This is a genomic window from Pseudoalteromonas sp. NCIMB 1079, assembly GCF_040567695.1.
Classification (GTDB): domain Bacteria; phylum Pseudomonadota; class Gammaproteobacteria; order Enterobacterales; family Alteromonadaceae; genus Pseudoalteromonas; species Pseudoalteromonas distincta.
The window spans coordinates 1,842,734-1,861,804 of sequence record NZ_JBEWZA010000001.1; the positions used below are offsets into that span (position 1 = coordinate 1,842,734).

At 41.7% G+C, this 19,071-nt stretch carries 16 protein-coding genes; 7 read left to right on the forward strand and 9 right to left on the reverse strand.

The genetic code is table 11. From position 1 onward, the window contains the following. Positions 1 to 711: 711 nt before the first annotated feature. On the reverse strand, positions 712 to 2,163 hold the full coding sequence (gene rsmF / locus ABX891_RS08580; protein ID WP_354629293.1) for a 16S rRNA (cytosine(1407)-C(5))-methyltransferase RsmF: 1,452 nt from the start codon (positions 2,161 to 2,163) through the stop codon (positions 712 to 714). A 265-nt stretch (positions 2,164 to 2,428) separates the two neighbouring features. On the opposite strand from rsmF, the gene ABX891_RS08585 reads away from it, so the two are divergent. The 5 genes from ABX891_RS08585 to prpF all read left to right on the forward strand — a co-directional run bounded on the left by ABX891_RS08585 (position 2,429) and on the right by prpF (position 9,162). Next, positions 2,429 to 3,118, forward strand: a complete 690-nt coding sequence (locus ABX891_RS08585; protein WP_024590401.1) for a GntR family transcriptional regulator — start codon at positions 2,429 to 2,431, stop codon at positions 3,116 to 3,118. Positions 3,119 to 3,200: 82 nt separating this feature from the next. Continuing rightward, positions 3,201 to 4,079: a methylisocitrate lyase gene (gene prpB / locus ABX891_RS08590; RefSeq protein ID WP_002962361.1), complete on the forward strand. Its 879-nt coding sequence runs from the start codon at positions 3,201 to 3,203 to the stop codon at positions 4,077 to 4,079. A 42-nt stretch (positions 4,080 to 4,121) separates the two neighbouring features. Continuing rightward, on the forward strand, positions 4,122 to 5,246 hold the full coding sequence (gene prpC / locus ABX891_RS08595) for a bifunctional 2-methylcitrate synthase/citrate synthase (protein WP_138488930.1): 1,125 nt from the start codon (positions 4,122 to 4,124) through the stop codon (positions 5,244 to 5,246). Between the two features lie 128 nt (positions 5,247 to 5,374). Continuing rightward, on the forward strand, positions 5,375 to 7,984 hold the full coding sequence (gene acnD / locus ABX891_RS08600) for a Fe/S-dependent 2-methylisocitrate dehydratase AcnD (RefSeq protein WP_354629294.1): 2,610 nt from the start codon (positions 5,375 to 5,377) through the stop codon (positions 7,982 to 7,984). Between the two features lie 11 nt (positions 7,985 to 7,995). Then, complete coding sequence (gene prpF / locus ABX891_RS08605; protein WP_354629295.1) at positions 7,996 to 9,162, forward strand: 2-methylaconitate cis-trans isomerase PrpF; 1,167 nt, start codon at positions 7,996 to 7,998, stop codon at positions 9,160 to 9,162. Positions 9,163 to 9,278: 116 nt separating this feature from the next. On the opposite strand, the gene ABX891_RS08610 is transcribed toward prpF, so the two are convergent. Together ABX891_RS08610 and ABX891_RS08615 are read right to left on the reverse strand one after the other, a co-directional pair. Further along, the gene (locus tag ABX891_RS08610) at positions 9,279 to 9,920 is read right to left on the reverse strand and encodes a CPBP family intramembrane glutamic endopeptidase (protein ID WP_193226305.1); all 642 of its coding nucleotides are present in this window, start codon (positions 9,918 to 9,920) and stop codon (positions 9,279 to 9,281) included. A gap of 66 nt (positions 9,921 to 9,986) precedes the next feature. Beyond that, positions 9,987 to 10,562: an inner membrane-spanning protein YciB gene (locus tag ABX891_RS08615; RefSeq protein ID WP_354629296.1), complete on the reverse strand. Its 576-nt coding sequence runs from the start codon at positions 10,560 to 10,562 to the stop codon at positions 9,987 to 9,989. A 191-nt stretch (positions 10,563 to 10,753) separates the two neighbouring features. On the opposite strand from ABX891_RS08615, the gene ABX891_RS08620 reads away from it, so the two are divergent. Both ABX891_RS08620 and ABX891_RS08625 read left to right on the forward strand, forming a co-directional pair. Next, positions 10,754 to 11,023, forward strand: a complete 270-nt coding sequence (locus ABX891_RS08620) for an HU family DNA-binding protein (RefSeq protein ID WP_354629297.1) — start codon at positions 10,754 to 10,756, stop codon at positions 11,021 to 11,023. Between the two features lie 364 nt (positions 11,024 to 11,387). Then, positions 11,388 to 11,966, forward strand: coding sequence for a type 1 glutamine amidotransferase domain-containing protein (locus tag ABX891_RS08625; RefSeq protein WP_024595007.1), 579 nt, complete (start codon positions 11,388 to 11,390; stop codon positions 11,964 to 11,966). A gap of 63 nt (positions 11,967 to 12,029) precedes the next feature. Here ABX891_RS08625 and trpA read toward each other — a convergent pair whose 3' ends face one another. From trpA to ABX891_RS08655, 6 genes are read right to left on the reverse strand one after another with little or no spacing between them, the layout of a single operon-like run. Next, the gene (gene trpA, locus ABX891_RS08630) at positions 12,030 to 12,851 is read right to left on the reverse strand and encodes a tryptophan synthase subunit alpha (protein WP_024595006.1); all 822 of its coding nucleotides are present in this window, start codon (positions 12,849 to 12,851) and stop codon (positions 12,030 to 12,032) included. Further along, positions 12,848 to 14,032, reverse strand: a complete 1,185-nt coding sequence (trpB, locus tag ABX891_RS08635; protein ID WP_354629298.1) for a tryptophan synthase subunit beta — start codon at positions 14,030 to 14,032, stop codon at positions 12,848 to 12,850. The genes trpA and trpB overlap by 4 nt, the downstream gene beginning before the upstream one ends. 7 nt (positions 14,033 to 14,039) lie before the next feature. Next, the gene (gene trpCF / locus ABX891_RS08640) at positions 14,040 to 15,404 is read right to left on the reverse strand and encodes a bifunctional indole-3-glycerol-phosphate synthase TrpC/phosphoribosylanthranilate isomerase TrpF (RefSeq protein ID WP_354629299.1); all 1,365 of its coding nucleotides are present in this window, start codon (positions 15,402 to 15,404) and stop codon (positions 14,040 to 14,042) included. Further along, the gene (gene trpD / locus ABX891_RS08645; RefSeq protein ID WP_354629300.1) at positions 15,397 to 16,434 is read right to left on the reverse strand and encodes an anthranilate phosphoribosyltransferase; all 1,038 of its coding nucleotides are present in this window, start codon (positions 16,432 to 16,434) and stop codon (positions 15,397 to 15,399) included. The genes trpCF and trpD overlap by 8 nt, the downstream gene beginning before the upstream one ends. 11 nt (positions 16,435 to 16,445) lie before the next feature. Continuing rightward, on the reverse strand, positions 16,446 to 17,048 hold the full coding sequence (locus ABX891_RS08650; protein ID WP_354629301.1) for an aminodeoxychorismate/anthranilate synthase component II: 603 nt from the start codon (positions 17,046 to 17,048) through the stop codon (positions 16,446 to 16,448). A 1-nt stretch (position 17,049) separates the two neighbouring features. Then, positions 17,050 to 18,618, reverse strand: coding sequence for an anthranilate synthase component 1 (locus tag ABX891_RS08655; RefSeq protein ID WP_354629302.1), 1,569 nt, complete (start codon positions 18,616 to 18,618; stop codon positions 17,050 to 17,052). Between the last annotated feature and the right edge of the window lie 453 nt (positions 18,619 to 19,071).

The window sequence follows — 19,071 nt, forward strand, 5'->3', positions numbered from 1 at the left end:
AAAATGGATCCCACCACTGAGAGCACAGAGGCGCTTTGCGCTACACAGAGAAAAGCTAAGTTAAATTTGCTAGCAGTTACTAGCTCTAAAATAACTACTCCTTTTTTTCTCGGTGCTCTCTGTGGTGATTAAATCACTTGTTTACTAATGCATTCAAATGTAAAAGCTTTGCTTTTAAACGCCAGCAAGCAGTGCGTCTTGTATCTCTCATTGATAAATGATTAGCTATCATTTATCACATCGAAGTCAGTGAGCTTGCCTGTGCGTCTTGTATCTCTACAAGAGAATTGTGCTTACTTATAATCGTGAAGCGGGTTCACGTTAAAGTTAAATCTGAAAAACCAATTGCACAAAGAGAAGTGAATGAGGAGTAAATGAGCAGAGACCAAGTGATCTATTCAATTAACTGATTTATCACTTCTCTAAAAGCGCAGCGTCTCATAACTTCTTTATGAATACTTGTTTTTTGGTAAAGCTAAATTGTTATTATACTGCGCAAAAAATTGCCCAGAGGTTTATAAAAAACCTCTGGGCAATAAAATGACTCTAAATTGAGTCTAGCGTTAACTAAAAACTTTCTGGTTCGTTAGGGAGAAGAAGAAAGTACTTAAAACTATAGTAAAGCTACTCAATAAAGCATAACTAATTTTGCCACCTAGTTACATTTAATAACAAAGGATTAGATTAATTATGCGTAATTTGTACTTTAGTTTAACCCCAGCTTATTAACTGCGTATTTTGCACTAGATCGCGTGGTAGAGAATTTTTAATCTTATTTTTTTGCCATTTCCCGAGCCCAATAGGGCAACCACACAGTGTTAATACTACTTCACCTATTGTTTGAGTTGCCTCAGCTAAGCGTATATCTTTACCTTGAAAATAAGCATTGGCTTGCTCGTTATTTAACGCGTAAATATTCGTTTTGCACTCGTTGCCAAACACAGTAGCAAATTCGTGCGTTAGTCTTACGCCATTTTTATGAATAATGCCAATTTGAATACCTAAACGTGCGTACTTAATTTTATTTTGTATGGCTTCAAACCCCTCAGGAAATAACCACAGCTCTTTGTCGCGTTGCATTAGGCTGCCAGGTAGGTTAGTTAACCCAAAGTGCTTTTTAAGCGATTGCATAAACGCGGTACTTTGTTTTTTATCAAACTCGTTAAACGGAAATGCGCCTTTTTTAACTGTTTGATTTGGATTGTTGCAACTTGTGTGTTTTTTAAATTTTGCAATAAAAAAGCCTTCGCTATCGAATGTTTGCGGCCAAACATGCAAATAGCCTTCACTTGTTGTTGCTTTGCTTGCACCTTCAAATAAATCACTGAGTGACTCAGGCGCTATATAGTCGCCAAATTCACTGAGTAAATAATCGCACACTTGCTGATTTTCGAGTGGGGTAAGTGTGCAGGTTGAATACACTAACGTGCCCCCTGGCTTTAATGCGTAAAAAGCGCTTTTAATTAAGTCTTTTTGGACTTGGGCTATTTGTATGTTTGATTCTATGGACCAATTTTTTAGTGCGTCGGCGTCTTTACGTACCGTGCCTTCGCCAGAGCAGGGCGCGTCTAGCAATATGCTGTCAAAGCATTCAAACATATAGTTGCCAAAAATAATACCATCAAAGTGCGAGAGCGCACAGTTGCCAACCCCCATACGTTTGAGCGTTGCGCTAAGCACTTTTAAACGAGACGACGATAGCTCGTTTGCAACAAGTACGCCTTGGTTACCCATAAGCGCTGCCAGTTGCGATGTTTTAGAGCCTGGTGCTGATGCCATATCAAGCACGGTGTTACTTTGAGAGTCTGCGAGTTCAATGCTTTGCTTTAATGCGATAGGGGGCAGCATTGAACTTGCTTCTTGTACGTACATAGCACCGCTTAGATGTAAGTCGGTATTACCAAGGGCTAGGTTTTGCTCTTCATCGCTTGGGCGCTCTAACCAAAAGCCTTCACTGCACCAAGGGATGGGGGTTAGCAGCCAATTTTTTTCAGTGGCACGTTTTACAAATTCTTCGATGCTAATTTTTAATGTATTAACGCGGATAGATTTTCTGAGCGGCCTGCGACACGCATTTAAAAAGTCATCTAAGTTTAGATGCGCTGGTAAATAGGTTTTTACGTCATCAATAAAGTGCTCAGGAATAAAAGTGTTGGCGTTCACGCGTTAGCTCATACTATAAAAATAAAGCGCGATAATAGCATTTATATAATGCATTTTCAGCGCTTAAAGACATAACATCTGATTTATTGGCCTGTCGACACTTCATTGTTTTAGTCCATTTTAAAACCATTTTCATGCGACTTTAGGTTAATAGTGTCGACAATAAGCGTGTTTTTTAGCCATTTTGATAGATTTAAGGGTTGACATGATTTTTTAATAAGCCCATAGTAACCACACTAATTGTCGACAATCTAAAAAATAACTTATGACACACACATTTTTAAACGAAGCGCCTATAACTACCGCATCAGATCAAGTATTTGTAGATATGCGCCGTGAGATTGTTGAAGGCAGTATAGTTCAAGGCAGTAAAATATCAGAGCCTGAGCTTGCCAAACGTTATGGTGTAAGCCGTGCAACGCTTAGAGAGGCGTTAAATCGCTTAGAAAGTTGCTACCTTGTTGAGCGTAAAGCTAACGTAGGTTGCCGCGTAGTTGCCCTTACCGCTGAGCGTTTGATTGAAGTTTATCAAGTTCGCAGCTCGCTTGAAGGTTTAGCATGCAGGCTTGCTGCCGACAATATGGAACCCGAAGAAGTAAAAGGCTTAAAGCAATTACTTAATCAGCACCTACAAACACAACGTGTTAAAGAGGGCGAGTCTTACTATCAAGAAGCCGGCGATTTAGATTTTCATTACCGTATTATTCAAGGCAGTAAAAACGCGCATTTAATTCATTTACTGTGTAATGAGCTCTATCAATTAATACGCATGTACCGTGTACAAATGGGCATGGTGGGGCCGCGTGTATCAAAAGCATTTGATGAGCATTTAGCGATTATTAACGCCATTGAAAACCACGATGGCGAGCTGGCCGAAATGCTCATGAAGCGCCATATCAGTGCATCGCAAGCAAATATTCAAACCAAATTTGATTTATTAACGGCTAAAAGTTAAGCAGAGCAGTTAAGCAGTCACAATTACAGATTAAAACTATAAGTTACTCCACGTAGCAACCGTTCAAAGTGAGGAGAAAGTAATGTCAGCAGGATTAAAATTTAAACACGCTATTGCCAATAACCGCCCGTTACAAGTGGTAGGTACTATTAACGCCTACACAGCGATGATGGCTGAAAAAATGGGCCACCAAGCTATTTATCTTTCAGGTGCCGGTGTTGCAAACGCTTCGTTTGGTATGCCTGACTTAGGTATGACAAGCCTTGATAACGTGCTTGAAGATATTCGTCGTATTACCGGTGCTAGCGATTTACCACTACTTGTTGATGCTGATACCGGTTGGGGTGGGGCGTTTAACATTGCACGCACAGTAAAAGAAATGACTAAAGCGGGGGCAGCGGGTTTTCATATAGAAGACCAAGTAGCGCAAAAGCGCTGTGGTCATCGTCCTAATAAAGAAATTGTAAGCCAAGGTGAAATGGTTGACCGCATTAAAGCGGCGGTGGATGCAAAAACCGACAGCGATTTTTACATTATGGCCCGTACCGATGCATTTCAAAAAGAAGGTTTAAACGCCGCGATAGACCGTGCAGCTGCCTGTGTTGAAGCCGGTGCTGACGCTATTTTTGCAGAAGCCGTACACGACCTTGCTGATTACCAAGCGTTTGCAAAAGCGATTAACGTTCCAATTTTGGCAAACATTACTGAATTTGGCCAAACACCTATTTACACAAAAGAGCAGCTAAGTGATGTAGGCGTTGAAATGGTGCTTTACCCACTCAGTGCATTTAGAGCCATGAACAAAGCAGCACTAAACGTGTATTCAGCAATTTTAAATGAAGGCTCGCAACAAAGCCAAATTGAAAATATGCAAACGCGCTCTGAGCTTTACGACTTTTTAGATTACCACACGTACGAGAACACACTCGACACACTTTTTTCATCAAAATCTGACAAATAATAATTATTAAAATCACACACAAATTTAAGATAGGAGAAGATCATGGTAGATAAAGCATTAGGCGGCGCGGGTTTACGCGGACAAGTGGCTGGTCAAACAGCATTGTGTACTGTTGGACAAAGTGGTTCTGGTTTAACGTATTGTGGTTACGATATTAGTGAACTTGCCGAAAAAGCGCAGTTTGAAGAAGTGTCTTTTTTACTTTCACGTGGTGAGTTACCAACTACAAGCGAATTGGCAGAATATAAAGCAAAACTAAAAAGTTTACGCGGCTTACCTGATGCGCTTAAAACCGTGCTTGAAAATATTCCTAAAGACGCGCACCCGATGGATGTAATGCGCACGGGTTGCTCAATGTTGGGTAACCTTGAAATGGAGCTTGATTTTAGCCAAGCCAATGATGCAATCGACCGTATGGTTGCTGTGTTCCCAAGTATTATTTGTTACTGGTACCGCTTTACACACGATGGCGTACGCATTGAAACACAAACTGATGACGACTCAGTTGGCGCACATTTTTTAAATTTATTGCACGACAAAGCACCTAGTGAATTGTTTGCACAGGTAATGAATGTATCACTAATTTTGTACGCAGAGCACGAGTTTAACGCCTCTACTTTTACAGGGCGTGTGTGTGCATCAACGCTTTCTGATATCCATTCTTGCGTAACTGGTGCGATTGGTACGCTGCGTGGTCCATTACATGGTGGTGCTAACGAAGCGGCTATGGATATGATTCAAGGTTTTACAAGCGCTGAACATGCTGAGCAAGAAATTATGGGCATGCTTGAACGTAAAGATAAAATAATGGGCTTTGGTCATGCGATTTATCGCGAATCTGATCCGCGTAATGTAATTATTAAAAAGTGGTCTGAAAAACTAGCGGCAGAGGTGGGCGATACCGTACTTTACCCTGTGTCTGTTCGTTGTGAAGAAATTATGTGGCGCGAGAAAAAGCTGTTTTGTAATGCCGATTTTTTCCATGCATCTGCTTATCACTTTATGGATATTCCAACTAAATTATTTACGCCAATATTTGTAATGAGCCGTGTTACGGGCTGGACAGCACATGTAAAAGAGCAGCGCGCTAACAACCGTATTATTCGCCCAAGTGCCGATTACACAGGGCCTGATGCACGCAGTTACACACCAATAGAGTCACGTTAAAAATGGGTGAGCACGCATGTGCTCACTTTTTTATTGCACATAGCCACTAGCGAGTAGTTTTTCTCAAACTATTTATTAAACACGCTAGCTGTGAGCAAACACCGTCACCAAATTAGCGAACCCTTACCATGACCATAATTAATAATACCCAATACCGTAAACCTTTACCGGGCTCAAATGTCGACTACTACGATACGCAAGAAGCCGTAGATGCAATTAAGCCAGGTGCATACGCCACACTACCTTATACATCGCGTGTATTTGCCGAAAACCTAGTACGCCGATGCGACCCTGCCATGTTAACCGATGCACTTAATCAGCTGATTGAGCGAAAGCAAGACTTGGATTTTCCGTGGTATCCGGCGCGGGTAGTGTGCCACGATATTTTAGGGCAAACAGCGCTTGTTGATTTAGCAGGTTTGCGTGATGCAATTGCAGCCAAAGGCGGCGATCCGGCTAAAGTGAATCCGGTAGTACCCACGCAGTTAATAGTGGATCATTCACTAGCGGTAGAGCATGCCGGTTTTGATCCTGACGCATTTGAAAAAAACCGCGCCATCGAAGACAGACGAAATGATGACCGTTTTCACTTTATAAACTGGACAAAAACTGCCTTTAAAAATATTGACGTTATTCCACCGGGTAACGGCATTATGCATCAAATTAACCTTGAAAAAATGTCGCCGGTTATTCAAAACCGAGATGGCATTGCATTCCCAGATACTTTAGTTGGCACCGACAGCCACACGCCACATGTTGATGCGCTGGGTGTTATTGCCGTGGGTGTAGGTGGGCTTGAAGCTGAAAGCGTTATGCTTGGCCGTGCTTCTTATATTCGCTTGCCTGATATTGTTGGTGTTGAGCTAACAGGCAAGCGCCAACCAGGTATTACCGCAACCGATATTGTACTAGCCATTACTGAATTTTTACGTGAGCAACGTGTTGTATCTACTTATTTAGAGTTTTACGGTGAAGGTGCAGACGCGCTTACACTTGGCGACAGAGCAACCATTTCAAACATGACACCTGAATTTGGCGCAACTGCAGCCATGTTTTATATCGACGATAAAACAATAGATTACTTGCGTTTAACAGGTCGCGAAGAAGAACAAATTGCCCTTGTAGAAAACTACGCAAAAACAGCAGGCCTTTGGAGCGATAGCTTAAAAACCGCCAAATATGAGCGTGTGCTTAAGTTTGATTTATCAAGTGTGGGGCGCAATATTGCAGGTCCATCTAATCCACACCGCCGAGTATCAACAAGCGATTTAGCTAAAGAAGGTATTTCGGGTATTGTTGAAAATGAAGAGGGCTTAATGCCAGACGGCGCATGTATTATTGCGGCTATTACTAGTTGTACCAATACCAGTAATCCACGCAATGTAATTGCCGCTGCACTCCTTGCCCGTAACGCAAATGCCAAGGGTTTAACGTGTAAACCTTGGGTTAAAACCTCATTAGCACCAGGCTCAAAAGCGGTGCAATTATACCTTGAAGATGCAAACTTACTAACAGAGCTTGAGCAACTTGGCTTTGGCATTGTTGGTTTTGCGTGTACAACGTGTAACGGTATGAGCGGGGCGCTTGACCCTGTGATTCAAAAAGAAGTAATTGAACGTGATTTATACGCAACGGCTGTACTTTCAGGTAATCGTAACTTTGATGGGCGCATTCATCCTTATGCTAAGCAAGCATTTTTAGCGTCACCTCCTTTAGTTGTTGCGTACGCTATTGCAGGTACTATTCGCTTTGATATTGAAAAAGGGATACTTGGACAAGATCAACAAGGCAACGATATCACGCTTAAAGATTTATGGCCATCAGATGAAGAGATTGATGCAGTAATTAAGCAAAGCGTTAAGCCAGAGCAATTTAGAAAAGTATACGAGCCTATGTTTAATTTAACCGTAGATTACGGTGAAGATAACGATCCACTTTACGACTGGCGCCCAGAAAGCACGTACATTCGTCGCCCCCCTTATTGGGAAGGTGCACTTGCGGGTGAGCGCACAATGACTGGTATGCGTGCGCTTGCAGTTCTTGGCGATAACATTACAACGGATCATTTATCGCCATCAAACGCCATTATGGCAAGTAGTGCTGCTGGCGAATACTTGACCACAATGAACGTCCCAGAGGAAGACTACAACTCGTACGCAACGCACCGGGGCGATCATTTAACAGCGCAGCGCGCAACCTTTGCAAACCCAAAGCTGCTAAACGAAATGGTGCTAGATGAAAACGGCGACGTTAAACAAGGTTCATACGCACGCTTAGAGCCACAAGGTACTAATACACGTATGTGGGAAGCAATCGAAGCCTACATGGAGCGTAAACAACCACTTATTATTGTAGCCGGTGCCGATTACGGTCAAGGTTCGTCGCGCGATTGGGCTGCAAAAGGCGTAAGACTTGCAGGCGTTGAAGTAATCGCAGCAGAGGGTTTTGAGCGTATTCACCGTACTAACTTAATTGGTATGGGGGTTTTACCGCTTGAGTTTAAAGCAGGCACAACGCGTAAAACTCTAAAGCTGGATGGCAGTGAAACGTACGATGTAACGGGTAATTTAAAACCAGGCGCCACCGTTAATTTAAGCATTACACGTAAAGACGGTGAAGTGCTTACTGTGCCTACGAAGTGCCGTATCGATACCCAAGAAGAGTTATCTATTTATAGCGCTGGTGGTGTGTTACAACGCTTTGCTCAAGACTTTTTAGAAGCAACGCAATCTGCATAAGGGCAAACACTATGTTTAAACCGCAAATTAAAGTGCCTGCAACCTATATGCGTGGCGGCACCAGTAAAGGTGTGTTTTTTAATTTAACTGATTTGCCAAAGCCTGCTCAAGTAGTAGGCGAGGCGCGCGATAATTTATTACTGCGTGTTATTGGCAGCCCCGATCCGTATGCCAAACAAACGGATGGAATGGGCGGCGCTACATCAAGCACCAGTAAAACCGTAATTCTAAGTAAAAGTGAGCAAGCCGACCACGATGTTGATTACTTGTTTGGTCAAGTGGCTATAGATAAACCTTTTGTAGATTGGAGCGGTAACTGCGGTAACTTAACGTCAGCAGTGGGGGCTTTTGCTATTAGTAATGGTTTGGTCGATAAAAGCAGAGTACCTAATAACGGTGTTGCTATTGTGCGTGTGTGGCAGGCTAATATTAAAAAAAGTATATTAGTGCATGTCCCTATGACCAATGGCGAAGTACAAGAAACCGGCGACTTTGAGCTCGATGGCGTTACTTTTGCTGCAGCTGAAGTAAAACTTGAATTTATAGACCCGGCTGATGGCGATGGCGCGTTATTTCCAACAGGCAACGTAGCTGATGACTTAGAAGTACCAGGTGTTGGTACTTTAAAAGCCACGATGATAAATGCAGGTATTCCTACTGTATTTATTAACGCCGCTGATATTGGTTATACCGGCACAGAGCTGCAAGACGATATAAATAACGATGTTGCAGCGCTTGCAAAGCTTGAAACCATTCGCGCTTATGGCGCTGTTAAAATGGGCTTAATCACTAATATTAGTGAAGCGCAAGCTCGTCAACATACGCCAAAGGTTACGTTTGTTGCAGCGCCTTTAGATTACAAAGCGTCTAGCGGTAAAATGATTGAGGCTGGCAATATCAACTTATTAGTACGTGCTATGTCTATGGGTAAACTGCACCACGCCATGATGGGCACAGCCGCTGTAGCTATTGGCACTGCCGCAGCTATTGAGGGCACACTTGTTAATATAGCCGCTGGTGGCGGTGCATTGAGTGAAGTTAACTTTGGTCATCCGTCGGGCACGCTAAAAGTAGGTGCTGAAGCTAAAAATAATGCTGGCAACTGGCTAGTTACCAAAGCAAGTATGAGCCGAAGTGCACGTGTATTAATGGAAGGGGTTGTAAAAGTCCCTCAGTAGTCCCTCATTAATAACTATCGTGCAGCCATCGCATAAGTATTGTGATTAATTTACAGCATCAAAATACTTATGCGCTTTGTGCTTTCTTTGTTGTCATAATTAATAACAAAACAGCATTAACTCATAGCGCCTGAATCGAGGTAGCTTCCAATCCCGAGGGTAAACATCCATAGCCCCCATAAGCTGTGTTCAATAACACACACGACCGTTGAGCGGCTTTGTGCGTAGGTATACGCAAACAGTAAACCGCCCAAAAAGGCTAAGGCTACTGCAATCCAATTTGCATACACAATATGCGCCAGCGCAAATACACTCGCACTGACTACAATACGCACTGCTTTTTTTGGCATGATGCGTTTATAACGATGAAAAAAATACGTTCGGAATATTAATTCTTGAGGAATAACCGACAGTATTGGGTAGAGCACCAACAGTAAAAGCCAATCATTAAACGAGTTACGGGGAAGGGTAAACCAGTTGCCTTGATGAATAATCCCGTAAAACATGCCTGAGAACAGCGCACCTAAAAAAAAGAAGCTAAACACACGCCTTTTAACAGCAGAGAATTGTCCAAGGCTTGTGAGTCTAAACCGTTTAAAATGGGGATCGCCTAGTAGCAACATACAACACACACTCATAAGTATAATAAGCGCAGGGATAAGCCAATTAGCTAAATGCTCGCGTAATCCAAAACCCAACAAGGGCAGCAATATAAAAATGAGGGTAAATTCAAACCAGCGGTATTGATTAGCGTTCAAGGTCGTCTCAACTTGCTTTTTTTAATAAGCTAACAAGCTAAGACGACACTTTTATGACGAGGGGGCTTACTTTGCTGTTTCCTCTTCATCAGGGAGGTATTTGTACAAGGCAATAATGGTGGCAAAAATGCTTACAAAAGTAATACCCATTAAACCAAACACTTTAAAGTTAACCCAAAAATCGAGCGAAAAATTGTATGCAATATAAATGTTTAGTGCCGCTATACCAGCAGTTATAACAACCCACATTAGGTTAAGCTTATCCCATAATGGTTCTGGGACAACAATGGCTTGTTTTGTATCATTAGCGTTTTCGAGGATTGAGCTAAGCGCTTTTTTAACGAGATTTTTATTAAGTACATAACGGCTAACAAGTAACGTTAAACTTAAACCTGCATATATCAGTGTTGCTTTCCATTTAATGTATTGCTCATCATGAAGTACCAGCGTTAGCGTACCAAACACGGTAGCAATGCCAAAAAATATCCAATGACGAGTAGGCACATTGCCATGTTTAAAGTAGCTATAAGCAACTTGAATAAGCGTAGTGGCCATTAATAAACCGGTAGCCCAATAAATATCGACGAGTTTAAACACTGCAAAAAACAGTATGAGTGGAATGTATTCAATTAATGCGTGCATATACTACCTAAATTATACAAAAAAGAGTCAAAGGCTTTTTACCACATAAAGCTTAGCAACTACAAGGTTGACTTGTTCCCCTGTAACCCTTAGCCTGCGTGGCTTTATTACCAATTTGGTTTGGTATTTTTCATATCATCATATTCCCACGCTTAACCAACACTGATTTGGCGTGTATTTAGGAGCCTAAAATGAATAAAGCAGAACTCGTTGCTGCCATTGCATACAAAAGTGAATTAACAAAAAAAGATTCTCAAGCGGCACTTTCAAGCTTGCAAAAAGTCATTACTAAATCGCTTTCTGAGGGCGATCAAGTTCAAATTAATGGCTTTGGTACCTTTGCGCTAAGTTATTACCCAGCGCGTACTGGGCGTAACCCACAAACAGGGGCTGCAATTGAAATAGAAGGCGCAAATAAAGCGGTTTTTAAACCTGCTAAGGCGTTAAAAGATCTGCTTTAAATAGCATTACTTAGCTTGGTCGTTGACTGAGCTTTGCGTGGAATTATTAAACATAAAAATATGGGCTTTGCCCATCACGCCAACAAGTTGTGCGTCTACAAAATAAACATAATGCTGAGCATTAGTTGTAGGCGTTGAGCTTGCTCACGCGAGAAGCGAAGCATCTGTATTTAAATCACCGAGTATCAAAGCCGTGTTTATATCACCTCTATGTACATTATTCATAATCTCTAAATAATTTACATGGCATTATAAATCCTACTTAAATTAACTCCTTTATTTTCAATTGCTTGTTATCGGCACGCATCGTGCTTTTTTGAATGTGTATTTTAAATATACCTTTTAAGAAAATAAGGAGATCTCAATGAGTACATTACAAACAAGCACACGTTTACAAGGCAAAAAAATCGCAATTTTAGCCACTGATGGATTTGAGCAAAGTGAGCTTTTATCTCCACGCAGCGCATTACTTGATGCTGGTGCAAACATCGAAATAGTATCAATTAAAGAAGGCCAAATTACTGGCTGGGATGAAGACAAGTGGGGCGATAAAGTAACAGTAGATAAACTAGTTACAAACGCGGATCCTGCTGATTACGACGCGCTTATGCTTCCTGGTGGTTTATTTAATCCAGATAGTTTACGCCAAGATAAAGATGCTAAAGCATTTATTGATGGATTTTTTGGTGCAGAAAAAAACAAACCCGTTGCTGCAATTTGCCACGCACCGTGGTTGTTAGCTGAAATTAATAAATTGCGCGACCGTACTATTACTTCTTTTCCTAGTATTAAAAGCGATTTAATTAATGCAGGTGCTAATTGGGTTGACCAAGAAGTATGTGTAGACCAAGGTTTGGTAACAAGTCGAAGCCCAGCTGATTTAGAAGCATTTAATGCTAAATTTATCGAAGAGATTTTAGAGGGTAAACACCAAGCTCACTAATTTGGTTTTCAAAAACAAAAAAGGGCATTTAAATGCCCTTTTTAATGCCTAAATTTACACTTTTTATAATGCGGTTGCCGCTTTCATTTCACTAACAAATGCTTTTAACTGCGTTGTCATTGCGTCTAAATCGTTAAGGTTAGCTTCAATAATTTTAACTACAGCAGAACCTGAAATAGCACCTGCTGCGCCTGCGTTAAGTGCCGCTTTTACATCATCTGGTGTTGAAATACCAAACCCTAAAAGAGCAGGAGCTGCATGGTATTCTTTTAATTTAGTAACAATATTACCCGCTGGCATTTGTGCTTTAGTATCGGTACCGGTAACACCTGCGCGCGATAGTAAATACGTATAACCACGACCGTAAGAGGCGCATTGGCGAAGTGTGTCGTCATCTGCATTAGGTGTTGCAATAAAAATTGGGTCTACACCGTTATCCATTGCCGATTTTCTAAATATCTTAGATTCATGCAGAGGCACGTCAGCCACTAAAATAGAGTCTACACCTACCGCTTTTGCATCTTTGTAAAATGCTTCTATGCCGCGCTTAAAAACAAGGTTTGAGTAAAGCAATAATCCAATTGGAATATCGGCGTTATACTCGCGTATCTCTTTAATAACATCAAAGCAATCTTGCGTGTTAATGTGTACATCAAGTGCGCGAATATTAGCTTTTTGAATTACAGGACCATCTGCAATAGGATCAGAAAACGGAATACCAAGCTCAAGTGCATCAGCGCCGCCGTCAATTAAGCTTTTAATAATCGCAACACTTTGCTCTTTACCTGGGTCGCCAATTGTTACAAATGGTACAAACGCACCTTGTTTTTTCTCGTTAAGCGCTGCAAACATTTTACCGTAACGATCCGTTTTTACTTGGCTCATAGCTGACCTCTTTCAGATAGTACATTGTGAACGTGTGCTAAATCTTTATCGCCACGACCACTTAAATTAATAACTAAAACGCTTTCCTCGGTTTGCTCTTCTGCATACTTAAGTGCATAAGCAAGCGCATGGCTTGATTCAAGCGCCGGAATGATCCCTTCGTTTTTAGCAAGTGATTGAAACGCATCAAGCGCTTCTGTATCAGTGACACCAACGTATTGCGCTCGACCTGTTTCGTGTAAAAATGCGTGCTGAGGACCAACCGCAGGGTAATCAAGACCCGCTGATACAGAGTAAGACTCTTCAATTTGGCCATCGTCGTTTTGCATAATGTACGTATAAGTGCCGTGTAGTATACCTTTTGTGCCTTTACAAATTGTTGCACCGTGCTCATTTGTATCAAGCCCTTTACCTGCAGGCTCAACACCAATTAACTTAACGCCTGGCTCGTCAATAAAGTCGGTGAACATACCAATTGCGTTTGAACCACCACCAACACAGGCAATAACAGCGTCAGGTAAACGACCTTCGGCTTTAAGTACTTGTTGTTTAGCTTCTTCACCAATAACTTTTTGATACTCGCGTACAATTGTTGGGAATGGGTGAGGACCAGCGGCTGTGCCTAGTAGGTAATGCGCGTCTTGATAATTAGCTGACCAGTCACGCAGGGCTTCATTTACTGCATCTTTTAATGTGCCAGAACCCGCTGTTACCGGAATAACCTCTGCGCCCATTAACTTCATTCTAAATACGTTTGGTTGCTGACGTTCAACGTCTTTTGCGCCCATATAAATTCGACATTTTAAACCCAGTAATGCACATGCAAGCGCTGTTGCAACACCGTGTTGACCAGCACCTGTTTCAGCAATTACTTGTTTTTTACCCATGCGCTTAGTAAGTAACGCTTGGCCAAGTACTTGGTTGGTTTTATGTGCGCCGCCGTGTAATAAGTCTTCACGCTTTAGATACAGTTTTACTTTTGGGTTTTTAACTAAATTGCGCGTTAAAGTAAGTGGAGTAGGACGACCCGCATACTCGTTTAATAATTTACTTAGCTCAGCCTGAAACTCAGGATCTTTTTGTGCTTTGTTAAATTCGTTTTCTAACTGCTTAAGCGCAGGGACAAGTAACTCGGGTACAAACATACCGCCAAACTCGCCAAAATAAGCTGGATTTTGCATTTTAACCTCAATAATTTCTGATGCTTTTAAAAGCATTATGTAATTTGTTAGGGCACTTTTTACCCGCAGATTCTTCTACGCCTGAGTTTAAATCAAGGCCTAAGGCACCTTTAAAAAGCGCATCTTTAATATTGTCTGGATTTAAGCCTCCAGCGAGCATAAACGGTGTGGTTGCATCATGAAGCACCGACCAATCAAATGCTTTACCTGTACCGCCAGCTTGTGTATCGCTGTGTGTATCGTAAAGGAGTCGGTCAACGCCATTTACAGGCGTTGGTAATGCATCTTTTATTGCTTGAGCTTTCCAAATCTCGCAGCCGGTAGGCAACTGTGTACGCAACTGAGCAATGTAATCGTCACTTTCTTGACCATGTAATTGAACTGCCGCCAATTTTAGCACACCTGCGTATTGAGCAACTTGATCAATTGGGGCATCTACAAACACACCCACAAAATTAAGCGGAGCACTTTGGCTAAGCTCTTTTGCGCAATCTAAATCAACATAGCGTGGCGATTTAGGATGAAAAATTAAACCACCGTAAATAGCACCGTTTTGATATGCCGCTTGTGCATCTTTGGTACGTGTTAAACCACATACTTTATTGTCACCTAAAATAACACGGCGACATGCTTGCTCTAAATCACGCTCGCCCATAAGTGAGCTGCCAATTAAAAAACCATCGCATAATGGGGCTAAACGTTTTACGTCTTGATGGGTGTAAATCCCCGATTCCGAAATAACCACTTTATCAGCCGGAATCAGTTTTCGTAGTTTTTCGGTAGTGGCTAAATCGGTGCTTAAATCGCGTAAATCACGGTTATTAATACCAATAATTTGTGCATCAAGCGCAAGTGCACGGTGTACTTCTTCCTCATTACTTACTTCGGTGAGTACCGACATATTCAGAGAATCGGCAACTGCGTGCAGTGCTTTATAGCTTTCGTCATCGAGTACTGAAAGCATCAGTAATATAGCGTCACCGCCATAAATACGCGCCATATATACTTGGTACTCATCTATAAAAAAGTCTTTACAGATAAGCGGTTGTTCTACTTGGCTGCGCACAAATTCGAGGTAATCAAAACTGCCTTGAAAATATTTAGCATCAGTTAACACGCTCATGCAGGTAGCGTATTTTTTATAAACCGATGTGATTTCGGTTAAATCAAATGGCTCTCTAATTAGCCCTTTTGAAGGCGATGCTTTTTTACATTCTAAAATAAACTGTGTGCCTGGGGCGGCTAATGCTTTGTAAAAGCTACGGCTTGTAGGCACTGCAAGATGCTTAAAGCTTTCAAGCGGGCGTGCGGCTTTACGCTCAATTAGTTCTAATTTTTTATCAGCAACAATTTTGTCTAATACATTAGCCATTACTTACCTCAATAATTGCATTTAGTGTGTTCATGGCTTGCCCTGAACTTAATAATGTTTGTACTTGCTTTGCCCCTTCTTTTAACGTTTCTGCTTTACCTGTTAGGTATAAAAGGGCAGCTACGTTAACCACAATGGCAGCATTATGTGCATCTGTGCCTTTGCCTTGTAAGATGGCAAGGCTAGCATTTGCGTTGTATTGTGGGCCTTCACCAGCGAGTTGTTCAAGTGAATAGTTTGCAAGGTCAAAGTCGCTTGGGTTTAGTGTGTACTGTGTAAGCTCGCCATTATTCAGCTCAACTACCGTTGTTGGACCGTGTAGAGCTATTTCGTCAGTGCCCGAGCCGTAAACAATCATAGCGCGCTTTGTGCCAAGGGTTTTAAGTGTTTGTGCCATTGGCATACATAACGCTTCGTTGTACACACCTAACAATTGCACATCAGGTGCTGCTGGGTTAGCAAGCGGGCCTAAAATATTAAAAATAGTGCGTGTTTTAAGCGCTGTACGCACCCCCATCGCATGGCGAACGCCACTGTGATAGTGCGGTGCAAACAAAAAGGTAAAATTGGTTTGCTCAAGGCATTTTGCTGCCTGCTCTGGGCTCATATCTATATTAATGCCCAGTGCTTTTAGTAAGTCGGCAGAGCCTGAATTACTCGATACACTGCGATTACCATGTTTTACCATGTTAATGCCGGCAGCAGCGGCAACTATGGCTGCTGTAGTGCTTATATTAATTGTGTTTGAACCATCGCCGCCAGTGCCACAGCTATCGGCAAGTTGTGTACTGCTGGTAGTAAAAGCAACAGCGTTTTCGCGCATTGAGGCTGCAGCACCTGCTATTTCATCGCTTACTTCGCCTTTAATTTTAAGGCTTATTAGTAGGGCGGTTAGCTCAATCTCGCTCATGTTACCTTGCATTATTTCATCAAACAGTGCTTTGGCGTCTGCGTAGCTTAATGATTGCCCTGTAATTAGTTGTTCAATAGCGTGTTGAACATTTATGGGTTGTTCTGGTTGTGTACTCATAATGTCCTCTATTATTTGGCACGTGTTAAGTAAGCGACACTTTGCTGAAGTAGCATTGCGCCGTTTGGCGTCAGTATTGATTCTGGATGAAACTGGTAACCTAATGCATTGTCATCATGATGATAAATAGCCATAGGTATATCTTCGTACTGGGCAATAACCTCAATATTATCAGGCACTTTTGTTGCCATTAATGAATGGTAACGTGCTACAGGCATTGTATTGCCCATACCATCAAATACAGGATGTTCGCCTAAATTAATAATTGAAGACTTACCATGTACGGTTTCACCCGCGTGACCGATTACTCCACCGTAACTTTGTGTTAATGCTTGTTGGCCTAAACAAATGCCTAGCATTGGGAAATGGTCTTTAGAGAGCTCAATAAGCTCCATTAAGCAGCCTGCATCGCTTGGTGTGCCAGGGCCTGGGGAAAGTACTAATAGTACTTGTCCTTGCTCTTGGCGCATTTTATTAAAAATAACCTCAGCGCTAATGTTGTTTCTGTAAACAACCAGTTCGCAGCCAAGCATCGTAAGCTCATCAACTAAGTTATATGTAAATGAGTCAAAGTTATCTAAAAAATAGATTTTAATAGGATTCGTTTTACTCATTTTATACCGCCTTATAGGTAGATTTTATGGCGGTGATAACCGCTTGTGCTTTAGCGCGAGTTTCGTTTGCTTCTGAAATAGGATCTGAGTCAAATACTACACCTGCACCTGCTTGCACGTAGGCTATATTATTTTTAACAAAAGCAGAGCGAATAACAATACAACTATCCATTGCGCCATCACCGGTTAAGTAACCTACAGCGCCGCCATAACTGCCACGGCGCTTCCCTTCTGTTTGACGTACAAGCTCAGCAGCACGTACTTTTGGTGCACCAACAAGGGTGCCCATGTTCATACACGCTTGGTAAGCGTGCAGTGCATCAAGTTCTGGTTTTAATGTGCCAACAACGCGTGAAACTAAATGCATTACCTGTGAATAGCGGTCTACTTTTAATAACTCTTTGGCAAAACGAGTACCTGCAACACTAATGCGGGCTACGTCATTACGGGCTAAATCAACGAGCATTAAATGCTCGGCGCGCTCTTTTTGATCGTTTCTTAGTTCCAGCTCAATACGGCTGTCTAGGTCTGGGTTTATTTGCCCGTTAGCAAATTTGCCGCGCGCTCGAGTACCAGCAATTGGGTAAACTTCTACTTGCTGATTACTTACGTCGTACTTAAGGGCCGACTCAGGAGACGCGCCAAATAATGTAAAGTCTTCATCGCGCATATAAAACATGTAAGGGCTTGGGTTTTGCTTTTTAAGCTGGCTATACGCATGTAAAGAATCAGGGCAAGGTAGTGAAAATGTACGCGACGGCACTACCTGAAAAATATCGCCATCTACAATGTTCTTTTTAAGCTTAACAACTTGCTCGCAATACGTTTCGTCGCTTATATCAACGCTTACCTCACATTCGCCACTTTGCATATCCGCACTAAATCCTGCTGCGTTATCGCACAGCGTATTTAAGCGCTCAAGCTCTTTACCTACTTCAAAACAGTTAGCGTGTATGTCTGGGCCGTTAAATACATTACCAATGAGCTCAGTTGTTTGTTTTTGATGATCAATAACAACTAAGGTTTCGGCTAAGTAAAATACGTAATCTGGGCAGGTGTTTTCGCCATCAGGTACATCACTTAATTGCTCAAAATTTGCAACCATGTCGTAGGCAAACACACCGCCTAAAAATACCGAAAACGGATTTTCGGTAGTGCTTTGAATGCTGTTAATACAGGTACGAAGAGCGCTGAAGGCGTTATCGGCAACAAGCTTACTTGCTTCGTCTATATCGCTGCTGGTGTCTTGGTAGTTAAGTGTAAGCGTTGTGTCGTTTAATTGTGAATCACAGCTCTTAACATTTGCTTGTAAGTAGCTTAATAATTGCTTGCCGTTATTAGATTGTGCGCTAACAGTTACCGTTTTACCCTTACATACAATGCGCAGGGCGCTATCAACTAAAATTAAGCTTTTTACACTGTCTTTAGAATCAATCTCAGCCGATTCAAGCAGTAGTGAGTTAGGCTTATCAAGTGCCGCGTATAATGCAAGAGGGCTACTAATATAGTCGCGTACTTGCGTAATGCTTGTTACTTCGCCTGGTGTGGTAGTTATATGACTAAAAATCAAACCTCATTCCCTCAAAAAATTAAACCCCGCAGTGCTTTTGCAATGCGGGGTTTGAATAACGATATCTAAATTACAAACAGATCATTACCGTCCCGCTATATCAGGCGCCACCACCAACGATGTGTAAGAGTAAGACCGTTATTCATGTTTTCTGCCTCAAAATTTATTAAATATTTTTAACGTATACGTTTCGTAAAATTTAGTTATAAAAAAACCCGCATAGTTGCGGGTTTTGAATTTTTGCTAGACACGACAATTCATCACCCGAAAATTACGAGTGCCACCACCAAATAGTGTTTAAGTTTGAATTGATCATTATTGTTAATTCTTAATGTGTCTGAAAGTGGCTACAGTAAAACGTATCTTATGCTTTTGTGTCAAGTGTTTATTTAAAACAATTTAGTCAAAAAAGTTGTTATACTTACATAAACACCAGTAACCCTTAATTTTAAG

What these genes read in the sequence shown, in the direction of transcription:
- ABX891_RS08620 (WP_354629297.1), top strand. Translation starts at nt 10,754, where the DNA reads ATGAATAAAGCAGAACTCGTTGCTGCCATTGCATACAAAAGTGAATTA.
- ABX891_RS08585 (WP_024590401.1), top strand. Translation starts at nt 2,429, where the DNA reads ATGACACACACATTTTTAAACGAAGCGCCTATAACTACCGCATCAGAT.
- trpB (WP_354629298.1), bottom strand. Translation starts at nt 14,032, where the DNA reads ATGCAAAATCCAGCTTATTTTGGCGAGTTTGGCGGTATGTTTGTACCC.
- ABX891_RS08615 (WP_354629296.1), bottom strand. Translation starts at nt 10,562, where the DNA reads ATGCACGCATTAATTGAATACATTCCACTCATACTGTTTTTTGCAGTG.
- ABX891_RS08625 (WP_024595007.1), top strand. Translation starts at nt 11,388, where the DNA reads ATGAGTACATTACAAACAAGCACACGTTTACAAGGCAAAAAAATCGCA.
- prpC (WP_138488930.1), top strand. Translation starts at nt 4,122, where the DNA reads ATGGTAGATAAAGCATTAGGCGGCGCGGGTTTACGCGGACAAGTGGCT.
- prpB (WP_002962361.1), top strand. Translation starts at nt 3,201, where the DNA reads ATGTCAGCAGGATTAAAATTTAAACACGCTATTGCCAATAACCGCCCG.
- trpA (WP_024595006.1), bottom strand. Translation starts at nt 12,851, where the DNA reads ATGAGCCAAGTAAAAACGGATCGTTACGGTAAAATGTTTGCAGCGCTT.
- ABX891_RS08650 (WP_354629301.1), bottom strand. Translation starts at nt 17,048, where the DNA reads ATGAGTAAAACGAATCCTATTAAAATCTATTTTTTAGATAACTTTGAC.
- trpD (WP_354629300.1), bottom strand. Translation starts at nt 16,434, where the DNA reads ATGAGTACACAACCAGAACAACCCATAAATGTTCAACACGCTATTGAA.
- prpF (WP_354629295.1), top strand. Translation starts at nt 7,996, where the DNA reads ATGTTTAAACCGCAAATTAAAGTGCCTGCAACCTATATGCGTGGCGGC.
- acnD (WP_354629294.1), top strand. Translation starts at nt 5,375, where the DNA reads ATGACCATAATTAATAATACCCAATACCGTAAACCTTTACCGGGCTCA.
- trpCF (WP_354629299.1), bottom strand. Translation starts at nt 15,404, where the DNA reads ATGGCTAATGTATTAGACAAAATTGTTGCTGATAAAAAATTAGAACTA.